This window comes from Acinetobacter sp. ANC 3882 (genome assembly GCF_022549545.1).
GTDB lineage: Bacteria > Pseudomonadota > Gammaproteobacteria > Pseudomonadales > Moraxellaceae > Acinetobacter.
Window position 1 is genome coordinate 142,857 of the sequence record NZ_JAKZGB010000008.1, and the last position, 18,485, is coordinate 161,341.

14 protein-coding genes and 1 pseudogene are annotated in these 18,485 nt (G+C 42.0%); 10 read left to right on the forward strand and 5 right to left on the reverse strand.

The genetic code is table 11. The features are described from left to right. Position 1: 1 nt before the first annotated feature. On the reverse strand, positions 2 to 1,225 hold the full coding sequence (locus tag MMO42_RS14605; protein ID WP_241321064.1) for an efflux RND transporter periplasmic adaptor subunit: 1,224 nt from the start codon (positions 1,223 to 1,225) through the stop codon (positions 2 to 4). A 214-nt stretch (positions 1,226 to 1,439) separates the two neighbouring features. On the opposite strand from MMO42_RS14605, the gene MMO42_RS14610 reads away from it, so the two are divergent. Both MMO42_RS14610 and MMO42_RS14615 read left to right on the forward strand, forming a co-directional pair. Further along, complete coding sequence (locus MMO42_RS14610; protein WP_277603352.1) at positions 1,440 to 2,453, forward strand: LysR family transcriptional regulator; 1,014 nt, start codon at positions 1,440 to 1,442, stop codon at positions 2,451 to 2,453. 186 nt (positions 2,454 to 2,639) lie between these two features. Further along, positions 2,640 to 6,146, forward strand: a pseudogene (locus MMO42_RS14615) (GLUG motif-containing protein); the annotation flags it as partial. A gap of 193 nt (positions 6,147 to 6,339) precedes the next feature. Here the strand turns inward: MMO42_RS14615 and MMO42_RS14620 are convergent. Further along, on the reverse strand, positions 6,340 to 6,921 hold the full coding sequence (locus MMO42_RS14620) for a GNAT family N-acetyltransferase (protein ID WP_241321066.1): 582 nt from the start codon (positions 6,919 to 6,921) through the stop codon (positions 6,340 to 6,342). Between the two features lie 110 nt (positions 6,922 to 7,031). Here MMO42_RS14620 and MMO42_RS14625 point away from each other — a divergent pair, with 110 nt between their 5' ends. Next, a complete protein-coding gene (locus MMO42_RS14625) occupies positions 7,032 to 8,378 on the forward strand; it encodes a sorbosone dehydrogenase family protein (RefSeq protein WP_241321067.1) in 1,347 nt (448 codons plus the stop codon). Positions 8,379 to 8,777: 399 nt separating this feature from the next. Here MMO42_RS14625 and MMO42_RS14630 read toward each other — a convergent pair whose 3' ends face one another. Together MMO42_RS14630 and MMO42_RS14635 are read right to left on the reverse strand one after the other, a co-directional pair. Further along, complete coding sequence (locus MMO42_RS14630) at positions 8,778 to 9,137, reverse strand: hypothetical protein (RefSeq protein WP_005150841.1); 360 nt, start codon at positions 9,135 to 9,137, stop codon at positions 8,778 to 8,780. A gap of 370 nt (positions 9,138 to 9,507) precedes the next feature. Further along, entirely contained in the window at positions 9,508 to 9,900 is a 393-nt protein-coding gene (locus MMO42_RS14635) for a DUF4440 domain-containing protein (RefSeq protein WP_241321068.1), read from the reverse strand. A 387-nt stretch (positions 9,901 to 10,287) separates the two neighbouring features. On the opposite strand from MMO42_RS14635, the gene MMO42_RS14640 reads away from it, so the two are divergent. The 4 genes from MMO42_RS14640 (at position 10,288) to MMO42_RS14655 (ending at position 14,915) form a co-directional block, all read left to right on the forward strand. Then, on the forward strand, positions 10,288 to 11,631 hold the full coding sequence (locus MMO42_RS14640) for an MFS transporter (protein ID WP_241321069.1): 1,344 nt from the start codon (positions 10,288 to 10,290) through the stop codon (positions 11,629 to 11,631). 92 nt (positions 11,632 to 11,723) lie between these two features. Next, a complete protein-coding gene (locus MMO42_RS14645; RefSeq protein WP_241321070.1) occupies positions 11,724 to 12,734 on the forward strand; it encodes an AraC family transcriptional regulator in 1,011 nt (336 codons plus the stop codon). A gap of 83 nt (positions 12,735 to 12,817) precedes the next feature. Then, the gene (locus tag MMO42_RS14650; protein WP_241321071.1) at positions 12,818 to 13,924 is read left to right on the forward strand and encodes an NAD/NADP octopine/nopaline dehydrogenase family protein; all 1,107 of its coding nucleotides are present in this window, start codon (positions 12,818 to 12,820) and stop codon (positions 13,922 to 13,924) included. A 1-nt stretch (position 13,925) separates the two neighbouring features. Next, positions 13,926 to 14,915 carry a 3-hydroxybutyryl-CoA dehydrogenase gene (locus MMO42_RS14655; protein ID WP_241321072.1) on the forward strand — a complete coding sequence of 330 codons (990 nt, stop codon included), beginning with the start codon at positions 13,926 to 13,928 and terminating at the stop codon, positions 14,913 to 14,915. A 60-nt stretch (positions 14,916 to 14,975) separates the two neighbouring features. Here the strand turns inward: MMO42_RS14655 and MMO42_RS14660 are convergent, their stop codons facing one another. After that, complete coding sequence (locus tag MMO42_RS14660) at positions 14,976 to 15,443, reverse strand: hypothetical protein (protein ID WP_005211234.1); 468 nt, start codon at positions 15,441 to 15,443, stop codon at positions 14,976 to 14,978. Between the two features lie 147 nt (positions 15,444 to 15,590). Between MMO42_RS14660 and MMO42_RS14665 the strand changes: the two genes are divergently transcribed. From MMO42_RS14665 to MMO42_RS14675, 3 genes are read left to right on the forward strand one after another with little or no spacing between them, the layout of a single operon-like run. Continuing rightward, entirely contained in the window at positions 15,591 to 16,703 is a 1,113-nt protein-coding gene (locus MMO42_RS14665; RefSeq protein WP_241321073.1) for an amidase, read from the forward strand. Positions 16,704 to 16,721: 18 nt separating this feature from the next. Further along, positions 16,722 to 17,888 carry an acyl-CoA dehydrogenase family protein gene (locus MMO42_RS14670; protein ID WP_241321074.1) on the forward strand — a complete coding sequence of 389 codons (1,167 nt, stop codon included), beginning with the start codon at positions 16,722 to 16,724 and terminating at the stop codon, positions 17,886 to 17,888. A 46-nt stretch (positions 17,889 to 17,934) separates the two neighbouring features. Further along, complete coding sequence (locus tag MMO42_RS14675) at positions 17,935 to 18,462, forward strand: nuclear transport factor 2 family protein (protein ID WP_241321075.1); 528 nt, start codon at positions 17,935 to 17,937, stop codon at positions 18,460 to 18,462. Positions 18,463 to 18,485 lie beyond the last annotated feature (23 nt).

Consider the following 18,485-nt stretch of genomic DNA (forward strand, 5'->3'; position numbering starts at 1 on the left):
ATTAACCTTTTGCCGAAGTTGGGGTTTTATCTGTAGGCTGAGGTTGTTGTGCGCTGTTATCGACAGTAATTTGAGGGTTTGGCATAGCAATGAGGTGAGGTTTGACAGAATCACCTGGTCGAATACGTTGTAATCCATTCACGACAATGCGATCACCCACTTGCAGACCACTATTAATGATTTGCAAGCCATCTTGCTGAGCACCCAATTTAACTTCGCGATAAGCGGTTTGGTTTTTCGCATCGACAACGACTACAAAGCGTTTGTCCTGATCAACACCAATCGCCGTTGGGCTAATTAGAATGGCTGCGCGAGGTTGCCCACCGCCCAAACGGATGCGTGCATAGAGTCCTGGTAGCATCACACCTTTGGGATTATCAAATGTCGCACGTACACGGATCGTGCCTGAGGTGGTATTTAAATTGTTATCGATAGAACTGATATAGCCTTCTCGGCTAAAACCAGATTCATTGGCAAGACCAAGATAAACTGGGACTTGGGCTGAATTCCGTTGATTGCTGATATATTTCAGATAAGTTTGTTCATCCACATCGAAAGATGCATAAAGACGAGAAACGGATACCAAACTGGTTAGAACCTGTGCGCCATTACCTGCTGAAACCACGTTACCCACCGTGACTTCGGCACGGGAAATGCGGCCACTGACAGGTGCGGTAATACGGGTGTATTCCAAATTTAAACGGGCGGTTTCGACAGCGGCTTTGGCTGCTTGTAGATTAGCATTGGCTGAACGCGCTTCATTTTCTGCTTGATCGAGTTCTTGATGGGCAATCGCATTACTCTGGATTAAACGCTGGTTTCGTCCCAAGTTTGCTGAGCTATAAGTCACTTGTGCTTCAGCAGAAGCCAGTTGTGCTTTGGCCCGATTCAATTCTGCTTCAAAAGGACGTGGGTCAATGGTGAACAGTAAGTCGCCCTTGTTCACCAAACTGCCATCTTTAAAGTGGACTGCGATCAGCTTGCCTGAAACTTGGGGGCGAACATCAACCTGATCAATCGCTTCGAGACGTCCGGAATATTCTTGCCAGTCCGTAATGGTTTTACTGAGTACACTGGCCACATCCACGGTTGCGGCTGGCGGTGAACTTGCTTTTGGAGTAGCTTTCGCATCTGCATTTTCTTGGAAGAGAATAAAACTGCCACCTGTTGCTAAAATGGCAATAATGACAGCAGACAGCGTCAGCTGTTTGCGGGAAAGTGACATGGGATGCTCCTGGTTATTTGAATCCCTGTTTTCAGACTTTTTGTTTTGGTCTGTATGGGAGAAACAGGTTTATGGAATGAAAGGAGCATAAAAGTTTGTCAATTACGAATAAATATACTAAATTTGATAACACTATTCGTATTTTTATAATAATTGATGTGTCACAGCCAAAAAATGCATCAATGGGAGTGGGCCCGTGGATCTATTTCATGCAATGAAAGTCTTTAATAAAGTGGTTGAAACCAACAGCTTTAGTCTGGCTGCTGATAGTCTTGGACTACCACGTGCATCGGTCACGACCACGATTCAGGCTTTAGAAAAACATTTACAAGTTCGCTTACTGAATCGAACCACGCGTAAACTCAGCCTCACACCTGATGGTGCAGTGTATTATGATCGTACGCTTAGAATTTTGGCAGATGTCGAAGACATTGAAGCGTCTTTCCATGATGAAGAACGAGGACCGCGAGGACGATTACGTATTGACGTGCCTGTGTCGATTGGTCGTTTGATTCTCATTCCACGATTAAGAGAATTTCATAACCGCTATCCCGATATTGATTTGGTGATCGGGATGAATGATCGCCCTGTGGACTTGGTGGGCGAAGCTGTAGATTGTGCAATTCGAGTGGGGGAATTACAGGATTCGAGTCTGATTGCACGCCGTATCGGAACTTTTCAGTGTGCAACAGCGGCATCCGCATGCTACTTAGAAAAATATGGCGAACCTAAAACACTTCATGATCTGCAAAAAAATCATCAAGCCATTCATTTCTTTTCCAGCCGAACAGGACGTAATTTTGACTGGGATTTTGTGGTCGATGACTTAATCCAAAGTGTCAGTGTCAATGGACATGTGTCTGTTAATGATGGCGACGCTTATATTGATTTGGCCTTGCAAGGCTTTGGTCTGATTCAAGGCCCACGCTATATGTTGACCAATCATTTTGAGGCGGGGACCTTAAAAGAAGTCCTGCCTCAATGGACACCTGCACCGATGCCAATATCGGTGGTTTATTTGCAAAGTCGGCATTTATCACACAAAGTCAGAGTCTTTGTTGATTGGGTAGCGGAGCTGTTTGCTGGTTGTCCATTGCTTGGCGGTAGTGCGTTGCCGTTGGATCAAAAATGTGAATTTGCTTGTGACCAGAAAACCAATCATGAATATACCATTCGTACTTTGGTTGAGCAGCATAATATTGCTGAGGCACGAGCGTTAAAGACCTGAATATAGGCTCAGCAAGCGTCATCTTACTCATTATTCGTTTCAATAAAATGCTCATCAGGGGAATCAAGTAGGGGGTTCCTACTGCATGCGCTTTATCCGAAAAATGATCAAAAAAATAAAATATATGGTAAAAAAAATGCTCAACAAAAAGTTGAAATAATATTAAAAATCAAAGGGGAAATATAAGTGAATAAAATTTATAGAATTGTTTGGAATGCGACACATCTTTGCTGGCAAGCCGTGAGTGAAATGGCGAAAGGTGGCATTGTTGCATCGCAATCAACAACAAAAATCAAATCTAAAACAGTAGTGGGTGACACAGCAAAACGAGCAGCATTCTTTGCTGTGAATGTATTGAGTGCAAGTATTGCATTTGCAGGGCCAACAGGTGGCGTGGTGAGTTCAGGCACAGCAAGTATTTCAACTGCAGGAAGCACAACAACCATTAATCAATCAACGGCAAAAGCCGCGATTGATTGGAGCAGTTTTTCAACCAATAGCAATGAAATTGTGAATTTCGTTCAGCCAAGCAGCAGTTCGATTACTTTAAACCGAGTTACAGGTACCAGTGCATCAAACTTAAATGGTCAGTTAAATGCCAATGGACAGGTATTTATTATTAACCCGAATGGGGTGTTATTTGGCAGCACATCACAGGTGAATACTGCGGGTTTAGTCGCATCAACCCTCAACCTGAGTAATAATGATTTTAATAATAATTTATTCAATTTTAACAATACTGGTAATAATAAAACGGTTGAGAATCGAGGCAAAATTACTGTACCCACTGGAGGTACAGTGGCTTTAATTGCACCAACAGTCAAACATACAGGCACCATTAAAGCAGCGCAAGGCAATGTATTATTGGCGGCAGGTGGTGATATTACCCTGAATTTAAATAATGGTAGCTTGCTGGGATACACCATTAATCAGGGTAAGGCACAAGCCTTGATTAACTCAGGCGGAATGATTCAAGCTGATGGTGGTAAGGTGGTACTTACAGCCAAAGGCATTGATGAATTAAGCAATGCCGTGGTGAATAGTGTTGGAGTGATCCAAGCGCAAACGGTGAATAATGTTCGCGGTGTGATTGAGCTCGGCAGCGATTTAAGCAGCGGTACGGTAAATGTTAGCGGCACCTTAGATGCATCAGCCCCAAATGGTGGCAATGGTGGGCAGATTAAAACTTCTGCGGCAGAGGTACATGTTAGTTCGGGTAGCAATATCACAACACAGCGCAATAGCACGACCAGTTTACCGCCGACCACTAGTGGCTGGGAGCTGAAAGCCAAAAATATCGATGTCGATTTCTTTGGCGGCAGTGTGAGCAGCAGTACATTAGGGGATGCCTTAAACAAAGGCAACGTCAGCTTGAATGCAATCGGTACAGCAGAAGGCCAAGGCAATATCAATATTAATGATGCCACCAGTTGGAATGCCAATACCGCACTGACATTAACCGCAGGCAAAGATATTAATTTTAATAGTGATTTGGATTTAAGTGGAGATAAGGCCAAACTCGCCATGAACTATGGTGCAGGCTCGGATTACAACTTAAACAATGGTGCCCAGATTAATATCAGTGGTGCATCCCCGACCTTATTGGTCAATGGGACCTCCTACATTGTGATCAATGATTTAGGCGAAGAAGGTGATGCCAATATCAATACTTTGCAAGGAATGAATAATAACCTGACTGGGAATTATGTCCTAGGTAGCAATATTGATGCATCAGACACAGTCAATTGGAATAACGGTAAAGGTTTTGACCCAATTGGTAGTTTTGGCACAATCCTCACGATATTAAATGACCCAAATAATCCAGGTGGAATAACTGCAACTCAAACAACAATTGATAAACCTTTTACGGGGGAATTTCATGGACTTGGGCATACGGTTAATGGACTATATATAAACAGGCCTAGTCCATTGCTGTATGAAATTCCGACACAACTACCAGCAGTTTTTGATGCTTATTCAGTGGGTTTGTTTGGCGCAACGACAAATACGGTGAGAGATGTTGGAACGATTGAAGGAATGGTAAGTGGTACTAGTAATGTTGGTAGCTTAATTGGGTTCCAAAAATCTGGTGTAGTAAAACATGCTTTCAGTTCCAACGCAGTGCAAGGAACCTCAGGAATAGGAGGACTCATCGGTGCAAGTGGCTACCGAGATGAAAATCATCAACAAAGTACAGCTTCTATTTTGAATTCGTATGCGACGGGCGAAATTACACTGTTAAGTCTCCCTGCTCCACTTATTGGAGGAAATGCTGGTGGATTGGTCGGTAAAAGCTATAGTTTAATTAAAGAGAGTTATGCGACGGGAAATATTCATTCAGAACAAAGCAACTCCTCAACAGTTGGCGGACTGGTTGGACAACAAATAAATAATGACATTATTCAGAGTTATGCGACGGGCAATATTTCTGGAAACATTGACAGCTTAGGCGGTCTAGTGGGTTCAATATTATTTTCTCAAGGAAATACTAAAATTTCTCAAAGCTATGCAACTGGGGAATTGGATGGTAATGCTAGAGTTGGTGGCTTAGTTGGTTCTATTGGTCTGGAGGCCGTTTACAATAATCCGACTCGTGATATCAATGCGATTGCATCAGTTGAAGACAGTTTTTCCACAAGTAAAGTAACGGCTTCTAATCTGTCTTCCTTTGCAACAACAGGAGGATTAATTGCTTCAATTAATGGTGCTGTCAAAGTTAAAAATAGTTACTCAACAGGAGAAGTGATTGGGACATCTAAAACTGGAGGTTTAGTTGGTTCAATCAGTAATAGTTTCCCAAGTTTGCAAAATAAGACTGAAATTGAAAATAGCTATGCAACAGGTAAAGTCACTGGAACCGAGTATACAGGCGGTTTGGTTGGCTTTAATTTATCTGAAAGTGTTATAAAAAATAGCTATGCTCAAGGCGATGTTCAAGGAACAGACAGTGTAGGCGGTTTAGTTGGATATAATTCAACAGAGATTCTCAACAGTTCAGCTCAGGGTCATGTCACTGGGGAAAAAAATGTGGGTGGCTTAGTTGGACAAAACGCTGAAAAGATCAGTCATAGTTTTGCGACAGGGAATGTAACGGGAACAGAGAATGTTGGTGGTCTTGTCGGTTTTAATGAAAGGTGGACAAGTGCCGAAGAGGGTGTAATTCATAATAGCTATGCAAAAGGGATAATTAATGGAAGTACCAGCGTCGGAGGTCTAATTGGATTGAATAATTTGGGGCTTGTATCTTCAAGTTATGCGATTGGTGATGTGAAGGGATACCAAAATACAGGTGGCTTAGTAGGAAATACTAAAGGTGGATATCTTTTAAACACTTATGCTTTGGGTAATGTTACAGGGCAAAATTCTACAGGTGGGTTACTTGGTAATGCATCTTTAACTTATTCATCAAAAGTTGAAAATAGTTTTTCTTCTGGTTTAGTAACTGGCATCACACACACAGGAGGACTGATTGGTAACATGAATGGTGTTTCTGTCGATAAAAATAGTTATTGGAATATAGAAACTTCTGGGCAAACCCAAAGTGATGGAGGGGATGGAAAAACCACGGTTGAGTTACAACAAATTCTGACCTTTGCAGGCTGGGATATCGCAGATGTTTCAGATCCGAACTCAACCTCAATTTGGGTAATTGATGAAAATCATAGCACCCCATGGTTACGTTATAATCACTGATATTCAAAAATGATGAACAAATAAAAACAAGAGGTTTCGACCTCTTGTTTTGATGTATGAGTAATGAATTAATATCGAATAACAATACTGTTGGTTTATTTACTATGAAATAAACGTATATGGTTGCGATTTGCTCAAATAAAAGCTTTGAACAACATTTTACAGATAGTCAGTCTCTCTATTGCTTTGAGTCTTAAATTTCACATAGCAGATGAATATCTTCAGGTTCTAACTGCCACAATTGCTGGTCTGGATGATCGAGTAGTTTAGCGCCATACTTCATGTAAAAATCGACCGTTCTTTTGCTCGGTGTGGCTGAAATATAAAGATATTTAGCCCCGAGCTTATGTGTAGAATGTGTTGCGCTTTGCATCAACAATACACCGATTCCTTGCCCTTGATGATCGGCATCGACATAAAAGTACTGTAAAAGTTTAGCCTCAGGATAATCCTGAATCACTTGATTGGACACGACTGATACGCCAAGCAATGTTCCCTTTGAGTTGAACGCGCCAACCATATCAGCCTGTTGCTGATAAAGCTGTTTTAATTTTGGCGGATCATGCTGTAGATGGTCATCATCCCATTGCTGTACGTCATAGAAGCAGTCCTCTAGTTGCAAGGATTGCTTGACATAGTTTTGGGTAATCAGCTCACGCCGACTAATCTGTTGCCAGATGAGATCAATTTCTGAATATTGCAGTGGTCTTAAAATAATATTGATACTGTTTTCCTTTATAGACGGATGAGGCAACAGGGTCGTGAGCAAGTGCATTTTAATATGATTGATTTACATGAGAGACAATCTGTTAAGCAAATCAACTATTTCTCAATCATACATCGAATTATTCTTGTGGTAGTGAGAAAAATAAAAGGAGATCCATCATGTTGACTCGGTTTGCCCATTCTGTTTTAGCTTCAAGTCTTGTGCTGACTTTCTCGGGGTGTACCGCATCATCTCAGCAGCCAAGTACAGCAAGTTATGGTTCACAACCTGTATTACCAAAACCTCAAACCAGTTTAGTGCCTACAGTCAATATTGCCCCTGCCAAAGGCTGGCCGAAAGGGGTGATGCCTAGGCCAGCAGAAGGTTTAAAAGTTCAGGCATATGCTCAAGGACTAGATCATCCAAGATGGCTCTATGTCCTACCCAATGGAGATGTCTTGGTGGCTGAAACGGATGCGCCAGTTAAACCTGATGATAGTAAAGGGATTCGCGGAAAAATCGCAAAAATGGTGATGCAGCGTGCGGGGTCTTCATTTCCCAGCGCGAATCGTATTCGTTTGCTTCGTGATACCAATGGTGATGGTATTGCCGATAAAAATACGGTTTTTCTCGAAAACCTAAATTCTCCGTTCGGTATGACCTTGGTGGGAGATACACTTTATGTCGCCAATACCGATGCACTGATGCGTTTTCATTATCAGGAGGGTGCAACAAAAATTACTGCGCCTGGCACCAAGGTCTTGGATTTGCCCGCAGGAAAACTCAATCATCATTGGACCAAGAATGTGATTGCTAACCCAGCAGGCACGAAATTGTATATTTCGGTTGGTTCGAACAGCAACGTGGCTGAAAATGGCATTGAGCAAGAGCAGGGTCGAGCACAGATTTTAGAGTTTGATATCGCCACAGGTAAAGCTAAACCATTTGCAACTGGACTGCGTAATCCAAATGGAATGGGATGGCAGCCGCAGGGTGGTCAATTGTGGACCGTAGTGAATGAACGTGATGAACTGGGTAATGACTTAGTTCCTGATTATATGACCTCAGTCAAAGAGGGTGCATTTTATGGTTGGCCCTATAGCTATTATGGTCAGCACGTGGACACTCGAGTAAAACCACAGCAACCTGAGATGGTCAAGCGTGCGATTAAACCCGACTATGCATTGGGCAACCATACCGCATCTTTAGGTTTAGCATTTTATGCGACTGAATTGATGCCGCAGTATCGGGGTGGGGCCTTTATTGGCCAGCACGGCTCATGGAATCGTAAACCGCATAGTGGTTATAAAGTGATTTTTGTCCCGTTTAGAAGTGGTCAACCCTCTGGACCACCACAAGATGTATTGACTGGCTTTTTAAGTGACAAGGGTGAGGCATTTGGAAGACCTGTTGGTGTTGCGATTGATTTCTCAGGTGCGCTTTTAGTGGCGGATGATGTCGGTGATGTGATTTGGCGTGTATCTCCTGTCGCTCAAACCACGTATGAAACGCCAATGCGAGAGTAAATGGTAGGCTTAATCACAACCAAAATGTAAGCATGTTGGATCGAATTTAAAAATTTTGGTCTTTCTGCAAGAAACTTTAGATAGACAGTTATGTATTTATTTTGTGACTAATATCTATTTATAATATATTTATGTGATATAAGTATCGTATTCGCGATGAGCTTCTCTGTGGAATGTCTATTATCGTAATCTCATTCTCTTCCCCAAGGGTGTGAGATTTTTTTTATTTGAAAAATACCGACCGACTATTTGGGCTTAAAGTAGACGCTGTAAAAACGACTGATCGGGCTTATCGAACAGGGAGAGAGGTATTATTTATTCAGATCGGGAGCTAATCTAGAGGTGTTTGGAGAACTGACTTAAATCTGTTCCCCACATTGATTTGAATTCAATGACGTCTTATTTCTTTTGTTTAAAACGATACTTGCACTTTAAGCAGCGGTAATCCTGAAAAATATTTTTATCGACCATTACGCCTGCTTTTTTTCCAAAAATATTACCAATGACGCCACCTGTAACACCTGCACTGATTGCACCAACAAAAGTGCCTACCGTTCCACCGACAATTACACCGAGAGGCCCAGCCACAGTTCCAATTGCCGCGCCAACAGAAGCACCACTTGCTGCACCACCAACTGTTCCTGCAGTTGTTCCAGCCGCCATCAGTAAAACGCCACCTGTGGTTCTGAGTAACTTGTCATGATTGCGTGTTTCAATTTCTGTAGAACCGCATTTAGGGCATAGTATAGGTTTGTCCATAAAACTATCCTGTCTTTGTTTATTGAGGAGCAAATTTATTTTGCTGAATCAGAAGCATGTTTAACCACGTTGAGCACGAAGATATGTCATCTATCAGCAACGTGAGAGACCCCACTTATTGGCTTTGATTTTAGCTGAACAATGCCATAAATATTTATCGTTCATGTAAATACTTGTACTTTAATAATTATCCAGACATCGAAATGAGGAGATTCAGAGTAGATTAGCGTTTGCTACGGAGCTGACTGAGATTTTCCTGTTGGCTTGAAATGGATTGAAAACCAGAGGATGGGCGTATTGTTATGGTTGGTTTGGGCGATGTTTGGCATGTAAAAACTCTTGTTTTACAAGAGCTTTTACATGATTTTGTTTAAGCTAGAAATGTTTCTTGCAAATAGCTCCAGACCATTTTGCCATTAATTTCTTCAATCAAAGCGCATGAACGTCGAATTAAGATACCTGATTCTTTGGTATGTTTTTCCGTATAGGTCAAAACAATTGCATCTTCTTTTTGCATCAAGACTTGTTCGTCATAAATTTCAATTTGGATATCAGGCATTTTTCCTTGATTGTTGCTAAACAAGCCTTTGACATCTTCAAGTGAAAAACGTTTGCCCGCGGCACCAACCATCTCAAAATGATCAGCAAAATAATCAATTAGGAGGGGAAGGTCTTGTTCAGCGTGTTTTCCATTAAAAATTTTCTCAATCAAGACATGCATACTATGAATGCTTTCGATTGCCTGGTCTTTGATAAGTGCCATATCCTTTTCCATTGAAAACTAATTATCTCGCTTTATTTTAAAACAAAAATAAATGTAAAATTCAATATAATTTTAAAATAAATTTATCAGTCTTATTTTAGCTAACTTAGAAAATTTTGATCTAATATTTTAAAAAATTTATCATATCAAATATTTAGACTGTTAAAGTGAACTTTTAGTTAGTTATTCAAATTTTAAGTTCTAAAGATCGCAAAAAAGGTATAACTTTATACCTGAAATATTATGGAAAATTCCATGTAAAAATAATAAATATACAGAGGGATGATTGACCTTATTGAGGATGGATCAGAAAAGGAGCTAGGTTCTGATCATTTCATCTTGCAATAAGAAGACATTAGAAAAATGGCATGGACACAAGGAAGAAACATGGATACTCATTCAACTGAGCCAGCACGTGCTCAATCAAATATATATGCTTGGTATGTAGTCCTGCTATGTATGTTGGCCTATATTTTTTCATTTATTGATCGGCAAATACTCGCACTCATGATCGAACCAATTAAGGCAGATCTCGGCATTTCAGATACACAATTTAGTTTATTACATGGTTTAGCCTTTTCTCTATTCTATGCCTTTATGGGACTGCCCTTGGCATACTTAGCGGATCGCTTTTCTCGTCCAAAAATTATTGCAGTCGGTGTGGTGTTTTGGAGTATCGCAACTGCATTCTGTGGTTTGAGTAAGAACTTTATCCAACTGTTCTTGAGCCGTATGGGCGTCGGTGTCGGAGAAGCGGCACTTTCACCAGCTGCATATTCAATGTTTAGCGATATGTTTAGTAAGGATAAACTAGGACGTGCTGTTGCCGTTTATTCGATTGGTTCATTTGTCGGTGGAGGCATTGCCTTTTTAGTCGGTGGTTATGTCATTGGTTTGCTTAAAAATATGGATGCGATTGTATTTCCTGTCTTTGGTGCATTAAAGGCATGGCAGGCGGCATTTATTATTGTGGGTTTACCCGGTGTATTTATTGGATTACTGGTTTTACTTACCGTAAGAGAGCCGCAACGTAAAGGTCAGCGTCTAAATGCACAGGGACAAGTTGAAAAAACCAGCATAAAAGATGCTTTCAAATTTATCAAAAAGCATAGTCAGACTTTCCGTTGTCATTATTTGGGTTTTACCTTTTATGCAATGGCATTGTATTGTCTAATCAGTTGGACACCCGCATTTTATATGCGTAAGTATGGCTTAACCCCAACTGAAGCAGGCTACATGCTTGGGACAGTGTTGTTGGTTGCAAATATTCTTGGTGTACTTTGCGCAGGTTGGCTCAATGACTGGTTTATTCAAAAAGGACGTAAGGATGCGCCGATGATTACGGGTGTCATTGGTATTGTCGGTCTTGTTTTACCGATTATGATCTTTACCCAAGTAAATGAATTATGGCTTTCAGTGGTGTTTCTGGTCCCGGCCATGTTTTTTGCTTCTTTTCCGATGCCAATTTCAACCACAGCAATGCAAATGTTGGCACCGAATCAATTGCGTGCACAAATTTCAGCGATCTTTTTGTTGATCAGTAATCTGGTTGCCGTTGGTATTGGTACCACTTTGGTGGCATTAATTACTGATAAGATTTTTGAAAATCCACTCATGGTCGGTATGTCACTCTCGATTGTCGGTTCAATTTCATGTGTCTTGGCATTCTTCTTACTGAAAAAAGGTTGCAAAGCATTTAGTGCCAGTATGCAATTGGAACATGGATCTTGATTGGATCAGTATCTGATGCAATACCCAAGCCCATTCGATTGTAGTGGGCTTTGGCTTTTTCTCTGCGCAATCAATCGCAATGGAGTGAAGTGATGGGACAGTCTCTCAATTTGGATCATCTGCATTATCTGGATGAGTTTTTATTATTCAAATCAGATGATTATAAAATCATTAAAGATCAAATCAGCCATTATCTTTGCCCGCACCAATTTGATGTGGAAACTGTTGAGCCGTTAAATACGCGGTTGAATGGTTTTAGCTTTGGCAATTCGGCATTGTATGACTTGAAATATAGTGCGCCTGTGATGATCACGATTGATGAAGCATCCAACTTTTATTTATTTCGCATCACTCTGGAAGGGCAATGCAAGGTCGGGCTGGAAAATGAACAGCTGCTACAGTCGCCTGGCATTATGTCGGTCACGCATCCGAATACCCGACAGCAAATTGTGACCAATCAGCATTGTCGAAATATTATTTTAAAACTGGCCCGACAAGATGTGGAAACACAATTGTTCAAGATGTTGGGCCATACCAGCCATGATGCGATCTTGTTTGATACAGGATTGTCTTGTACTGCGGAAGGGATACGTTCGATTGTCGAAACACTCAATTATCTGTGTCATGCCTATTATAATATTCAGAACTGGAGCTTTATTTCCGCGAGCTTCACTGAATATCTGATTGAATTAATTCTACTTAAAATTCCCAATAACTTTAGTGCCTTGCTCAATGTAAAAAGACAGCAGGTTCTGCCCGGTTATATCAAAAAAGCACAACAATATATTCAGGATCATCTGCAAGACCCGATTTCTCTATCGTTATTAAGTCAATGCTGTGATGTATCTGTACGTACCTTGCAAAAAGGCTTTAGTCAGTATTTGCAACAAACACCTGTGGAATATATTCGTGACCAACGAATTGAGCGGGTGCATGCCGCATTGCAAAATTGTCATGGCAATGAAACCGTGACCGAAATCTTATTACGTCATGGCATCCAAAGCTTTGGGCATTTTTCTACGTTCTACAAGAAGCGTTATGGCTGCCTGCCTTCTCACACCCTAAAAATGAATCCTGTGCAAATTGCCGAGATGGTTTCGTAAATTGAAGCAAGCTTGCGTATTTGGATAAGCCTGATGCGTGCTGGTCTTCTATGATGAGTTGAAATCAATCAGGAGGATGTAGCATGAAAATTACAGTATTGGGCGGTGGTCACGGATGTTATGCAGCTGCGGCAGAAATGGCAGAAAAAGGCCATGATGTGGTGTTATGGCGTCGAGATACGCAAGCACTGGAGCAACTGGCTGCAACTGGGGTTTTGAATATTAAAGATTATCGGGGGGATCGCAGTGTTACCGTCGGTTTTTCGGATTCGCAGATCAACCTATCAGATAATTTAGAAAAAGCCATACAGCATGCCCAGTTGATTATTATCCCTTTACCTGCCACCACACATGTTGATTTGGCTCGCCAAGCAGCACCTTTTTTTAAAGCAGGTCAAGTGGTGTATTTACCGCCTGCAACTTTCGGAACTTTTATCTTTGCAAAAGCCATGCAAGAGGCAGGCAACACGGCACCAGTCGCGTTTGCGGAAACTGGCACATTGCCTTATCTGGTCCGTAAACATGGCGTGAATCAAATTGTAGTGAGTGGTTATGCTACCCGTTTACCTACAGGTGTATTCCCGAGTGTACTTTCAGCACATGCATTTGAGCTGTTAAAGCAGGCCTACCCAAGCGTTGAACCGATTGAAGACAGTTTAAGCGGTGCTTTAATGAATGCGGGACCGATTATCCATCCGCCTTTGATTTTGATGAATGCTGGACCATTAGAGCATTTTGAGGCATGGGATATTCATAATGAAGGCACGCAACCTTCAATTCGTCGTGTCACCAATCAGCTTGACGCAGAACGGATGCGTGTAAGAGAAGCATTGGGTTATTCTGCACCACATTTCCCACTAGCAGATCATTACAATAAAGATGGGGAAGGTGATGAATGGATGTATGGGCGCGGGGCACATGGCAAATTAACGGATAGTGGTGACTGGCGTGAGGATATTGATCTTCAGTCGCATCGTTATATGCTTGAAGATACGCGTTTGGGATTGTCGTTCTTGGTTTCTGTGGGTCGTTGGGCTGGTGTTGCAACCCCTGTTGCAGAAGGTCTGTTGAACCTTGCCTCTGCCGTCACAGGCAAAGATTTATATCAAGAAGGTCGGACACTAGAAAGTTTAGGTCTTGCGCAAAAAACCAAAGCTGAATTACAAGCGACCTTACAGCAAGGAGTCTGATATGACATCGATTCGACAGGTTGCCGTATTGGGCGCGGGTCGTATGGGAAAGGCAATTGCAATTGCCTTTGCCTATGCAGGGTTGAAAGTAGCTTTGATTGATGCCCGACAACGTACAGAGGCTGAGTTTGATCAATATCAGGCGCAGATCCAAGTGGACTTAAAGCAAGAGTTACAGTTACTGGAAAGTATCCAATTTGTTCAATCTGAACAAACGGCTTTTATTCTGGGGCAGATAGAGATTTTAAGTAAAGTCGGTTCTATACCTGCTTTGGCGAACTGTGATCTTGTTCTGGAGGGTGTGCCTGAGGTGAGGCAAGCCAAAGAAGAGATTTTTGCCTGGCTGGATCAATATATTACGCCAGCCTGTATTGTCGCATCGACCACATCGACTTTTTTGGTTACCGATATTGCGCAAATGATTTCTCATCCAGAACGGGTGGTTAATGCTCACTGGTTAAACCCAGCCTATCTGATTCCGCTGGTCGAGTTAAGTCGCTCTGAGCAAACCTCAAATGAGGCCGTAAACACTCTGAAAAGCTTCTTGCACGCAATTGGCAAAGTTCCAGTGGTCTGTAATGCCAAAGCTGGCTATATCGTTCCTCGGATTCAGGCTTTAGCCATGAATGAAGCTGCGCGGATGGTTGAAGAGGGAGTTGCTTCCGCAGAAGATATCGATATCGCCATTCGTACGGGCTTTGGTTTGCGTTTTTCAGTTCTAGGGCTATTGGAGTTCATCGACTGGGGTGGTGGGGATATTCTGTATTACGCTTCCCAATATCTAGAAAAGGAGTTGGGTGATCGTTATCGTACGCCTGAGATTATTGCTGAAAATATGCGTAGGCAACGTAATGGTTTAAGAGAAAAGCAAGGTTTTTATAATTATCACGACATTGATGTGATGCAATATAAATTACAGGTATTGCGTACATTTTCAGACCGAATTGAAAAAAATGACCTGAAACCAAAATTCAACGTTACACAAGCTTGATGATCGCTCAGCCTTGATAAAAGCCCATACATATTGTGATGGGCTTTATTATTTAGATTTTTAGCTGGATGGCATCAGATCAAATACCTTCTTCAATTGTGCATTGAGCTGATGCAGCTCCTCATCATCAAAAGCATTCAGAATGCCAGATAAAGTGACCTGACTGATTTGATTGATTTGTTCTACTAGCTCTTTGCCTTTTTCTGTCAATTTCACCATCGAAATACGTTCATCTGATTCTGAAGAAAAAACCTGAACAATATCATCCTCTACCAAGCGATAAATCGCTTTGGTTGCAGTGGTTAATTTTAGGGTAGACAGGTTGGCAATTTCGGTAATGCTCGCTTGCTGCAAGGCATTGGTGCTTAAAATAATTTTACGTCGAGTATTGTCTATACCTAGTTTTTTTATAGATTTTTCAATAAGTTGCGTGTACTTTCCATTTACTTGAGAGATCCAGAAAAATGGATAGCTTTGTAAACTGCTAGGTTCATTATTGGGTAGAAATTGTTCTAAATGAGTAAGCATAGCAAAGTGATAACTTTATAAAAAAGGATGTGACCTATTATACAAAAATTCGAAACAATTTCTTTGTTCTTAATCATGAAAAATACTTGACAATTACATTACTTTTTCCGATATTGGTGTTAGGAATAAAAATACATGGAAAAGTGAATGAATATTATTGTACAAGATGTACAAAAAGGAATGGGTACCTTAAAGGTCATGGTGAAAGATTCCATTGATATTCAAGGTATAAAAACGATGGCAGGCAGCAAAGCCCTGATGCAAAGCCAACCTGCAATCGAAAATGCAGACGTCGTTAATCGTATTTTGGCAGCAGACTGTCAAATTACGGCAAAAACCAATTTGCACGAATTGGCATTTGGTATCACAGGCATTAACCATACCTTTGGTACAGCCATCAATCCTAAATATCCAGCACTTATTCCAGGTGGTTCATCTAGCGGTTCTGCGGCAGCGGTTGCAGCAGGTTTAGCAGATTTTACGTTAGGAACGGATACTGGTGGCTCGATCCGTATGCCTGCGGCATGTTGTGGTGTTTTTGGATTAAAACCGACCTTTGGGCGTGTTAGCCGTAAAGGTGTACATCCAGCCAGCAGCTCACTGGATTGTGTAGGTCCTTTTGCAAACTCAGTCGAGATGATTGAAACAGCAATGCAGATCATCGACCCAACTTTTAAAGTAGCTAATGTATTGCAGCAAGCACCCAAGCTTGCTTGGTTACAGGTGGATGCGGATCCACAAGTCATCGCTGCAATTGAGCAATATTTGGCGCAGCTTCATTTACAGCCTACTCCCGTTGAAGCGTCTTCTTTTGAAGCTGCGTTTCATGCAGGTATGCAAATTATTAATTATGAAAACTGGCAGGCTTATGGCGACTTAACCAAAACAGGTTTGGTGGGTGCCGATGTGAATGGACGTTTACTCAAGGCTGCCGAGACAACATTGGCACAAGTCAAACAAGCCAAGCAGGTCAAAGCGACTTTCACTGCCGAAATCGATCGTTTGCTTGAGCAATACGATGCGCTGATTTTACCGACATTACCGCAGATTCCACCCCAAGTGGTGGATGCGGAAAACACAGTTGCGCTGTTGAATCTAACAGGTTTGGTTCGTCCTTTTAATCTTTCGGGACACCCTGCGATTTCAATACCACTGCAAACAAAGGAAGGATTACCTGTGGGTTTACAGGTTGTAGGGAAAACCAATGCCGATGCGCAGTTGTGCGCAATTGCGAAATATATCAAGGCGGCGGTGTTGTAAATAACAAGGAGTTAGGTGATGAATAATTTATCTATGCAGGAATTTGTTGCTGATACCAATGCCACCGAATTGGCAGCTTTGTGTCAGGAAATCCGTGAACGTGCCTGTACTGGCGAGTTTGATGATCAAGCCTATGTCAGTCAGGACATTATCGATAAATTAAAAAAACTCGGTGTCTATCGTGCACTCGTACCGAAGCGTTTTGGTGGCAATGAATGGTCGCCAAAACAATTTTGTGAACTGATTGAGCAGTTGTCTAAAGCAGATGGGTCAGTGGGATGGGTGGCAAGTTTTGGCATGAGTCCCGCTTATTTAGGCAGCTTACCAGAAGACACCTTGAAGACTTTATATAAAGACAGTCCAGACATCGTATTCGCTGGCGGCATTTTCCCACCGCAACCTGCCGAAATTACCGATGAGGGTGTTGTCGTCCGCGGTCGCTGGAAATTTTCGAGTGGCTGTATGGGGGCAGATATTGTCGGTGTCGGGATTTCGCCTCAAAAAGACAATGAGGCACAAGGTTTACCACGCATGGCGGTGATGCCAGCCAATCAGGCCAAAGTTGATATGACTTGGGACACGGTTGGCTTAAAGGGAACAGGAAGCCACGATTTGGTGGTAGAGAATGTTTTGGTCAGTAAAGAGTGGACCTTTGTCCGCGGTGAACCGTCAAAGTTACCTGAACCTTTTTTTAAATATCCTTCTTTATCGCTTGCTACCCAAGTGTTGACAGTTGTTGGTATTGGTGTGGCAGCGGCAGCGCTGGACGAATTTAAGCAACTTGCGCCAGGTAAGGCTTCGATTACAGGTGGTGCTGAAATTGCCAGTCGTCCTGTCACTCAATATGAGTTTGCTCAGTCAGATGCCGAGTTCAAAGCAGCACGGAACTGGTTCTACGACACGATGGACATTGTTTGGACAGAAGTGGTTGCAGGTCGTACACCGAGTGTTGAGCAAGTGAGTGATATGCGTTTGGCCTGTACACATGCTGCGCGTGTTTGTGCTCGAGTTGCACGCAAAATGCAAATGCTGGCAGGCATGACCGCGATTTATAGCAATAACGTGTTTAGCCGTTTTGTGAATGACACCAATGTGGTAACCCAACATGCATTTATGGGTGATGCCACCTTACAAAATGCAGGTCTCGTCAGCTTTGGTCTAAAACCAGCACCAGGCTATTTATAAACCAAGGTTTATAAATCGAGATAGAAAATGGATGTGAGATCAGAGGATGAATGAGCAAATGGATTTGAGCACAGTGCTACAACGTTTGGCGCAACTTGAAGCACAAAATGCGATTCGTAACTGTATCAATCGCTATATGGAAATATGTGATGCGCTAGATGCCAATACTGACCTAGATGAGCTGATGGACTTGTTTGATGCCGACAGTATTTGGGAAGGCATTGGCGAGAAATATGCCAAATCTTTTGGTCGATATGACTCATGGCACACAATTTACAGCATGTTTAAAAGTTATACCCAAAAGCAGTCTCATTTCGTTATGAATGCTCACTTTGTCAGTTCTGAACAAATTTACATTGAGCAGGATCAAGCCAATGCAACATGGCTGATGTTGCAAACCTCAACCTTTAGAGATGGTCGTAGCCATTTAAATGCTGCCAAGCTCAGCGTGAAATTTAAACAGCAAAATGATGGTCGTTGGAAGATCAAACATTTCCAGACGGAAAATATTTTTAGTCGCCCAGTCGCGCATTGGAACAGTACAGCTGAATTGCCAGTACCAGACCAGCGTTAAGGCAAAGGACAAATTGAAAAGGA

Coding starts and splice junctions, on each gene's coding strand:
- MMO42_RS14605 (WP_241321064.1), bottom strand. CDS start 1,225: ATGTCACTTTCCCGCAAACAGCTGACGCTGTCTGCTGTCATTATTGCC.
- MMO42_RS14610 (WP_277603352.1), top strand. CDS start 1,440: ATGAAAGTCTTTAATAAAGTGGTTGAAACCAACAGCTTTAGTCTGGCT.
- MMO42_RS14620 (WP_241321066.1), bottom strand. CDS start 6,921: ATGCACTTGCTCACGACCCTGTTGCCTCATCCGTCTATAAAGGAAAAC.
- MMO42_RS14625 (WP_241321067.1), top strand. CDS start 7,032: ATGTTGACTCGGTTTGCCCATTCTGTTTTAGCTTCAAGTCTTGTGCTG.
- MMO42_RS14630 (WP_005150841.1), bottom strand. CDS start 9,137: ATGGACAAACCTATACTATGCCCTAAATGCGGTTCTACAGAAATTGAA.
- MMO42_RS14635 (WP_241321068.1), bottom strand. CDS start 9,900: ATGGCACTTATCAAAGACCAGGCAATCGAAAGCATTCATAGTATGCAT.
- MMO42_RS14640 (WP_241321069.1), top strand. CDS start 10,288: ATGGATACTCATTCAACTGAGCCAGCACGTGCTCAATCAAATATATAT.
- MMO42_RS14645 (WP_241321070.1), top strand. CDS start 11,724: ATGGGACAGTCTCTCAATTTGGATCATCTGCATTATCTGGATGAGTTT.
- MMO42_RS14650 (WP_241321071.1), top strand. CDS start 12,818: ATGAAAATTACAGTATTGGGCGGTGGTCACGGATGTTATGCAGCTGCG.
- MMO42_RS14655 (WP_241321072.1), top strand. CDS start 13,926: ATGACATCGATTCGACAGGTTGCCGTATTGGGCGCGGGTCGTATGGGA.
- MMO42_RS14660 (WP_005211234.1), bottom strand. CDS start 15,443: ATGCTTACTCATTTAGAACAATTTCTACCCAATAATGAACCTAGCAGT.
- MMO42_RS14665 (WP_241321073.1), top strand. CDS start 15,591: ATGAATATTATTGTACAAGATGTACAAAAAGGAATGGGTACCTTAAAG.
- MMO42_RS14670 (WP_241321074.1), top strand. CDS start 16,722: ATGAATAATTTATCTATGCAGGAATTTGTTGCTGATACCAATGCCACC.
- MMO42_RS14675 (WP_241321075.1), top strand. CDS start 17,935: ATGAATGAGCAAATGGATTTGAGCACAGTGCTACAACGTTTGGCGCAA.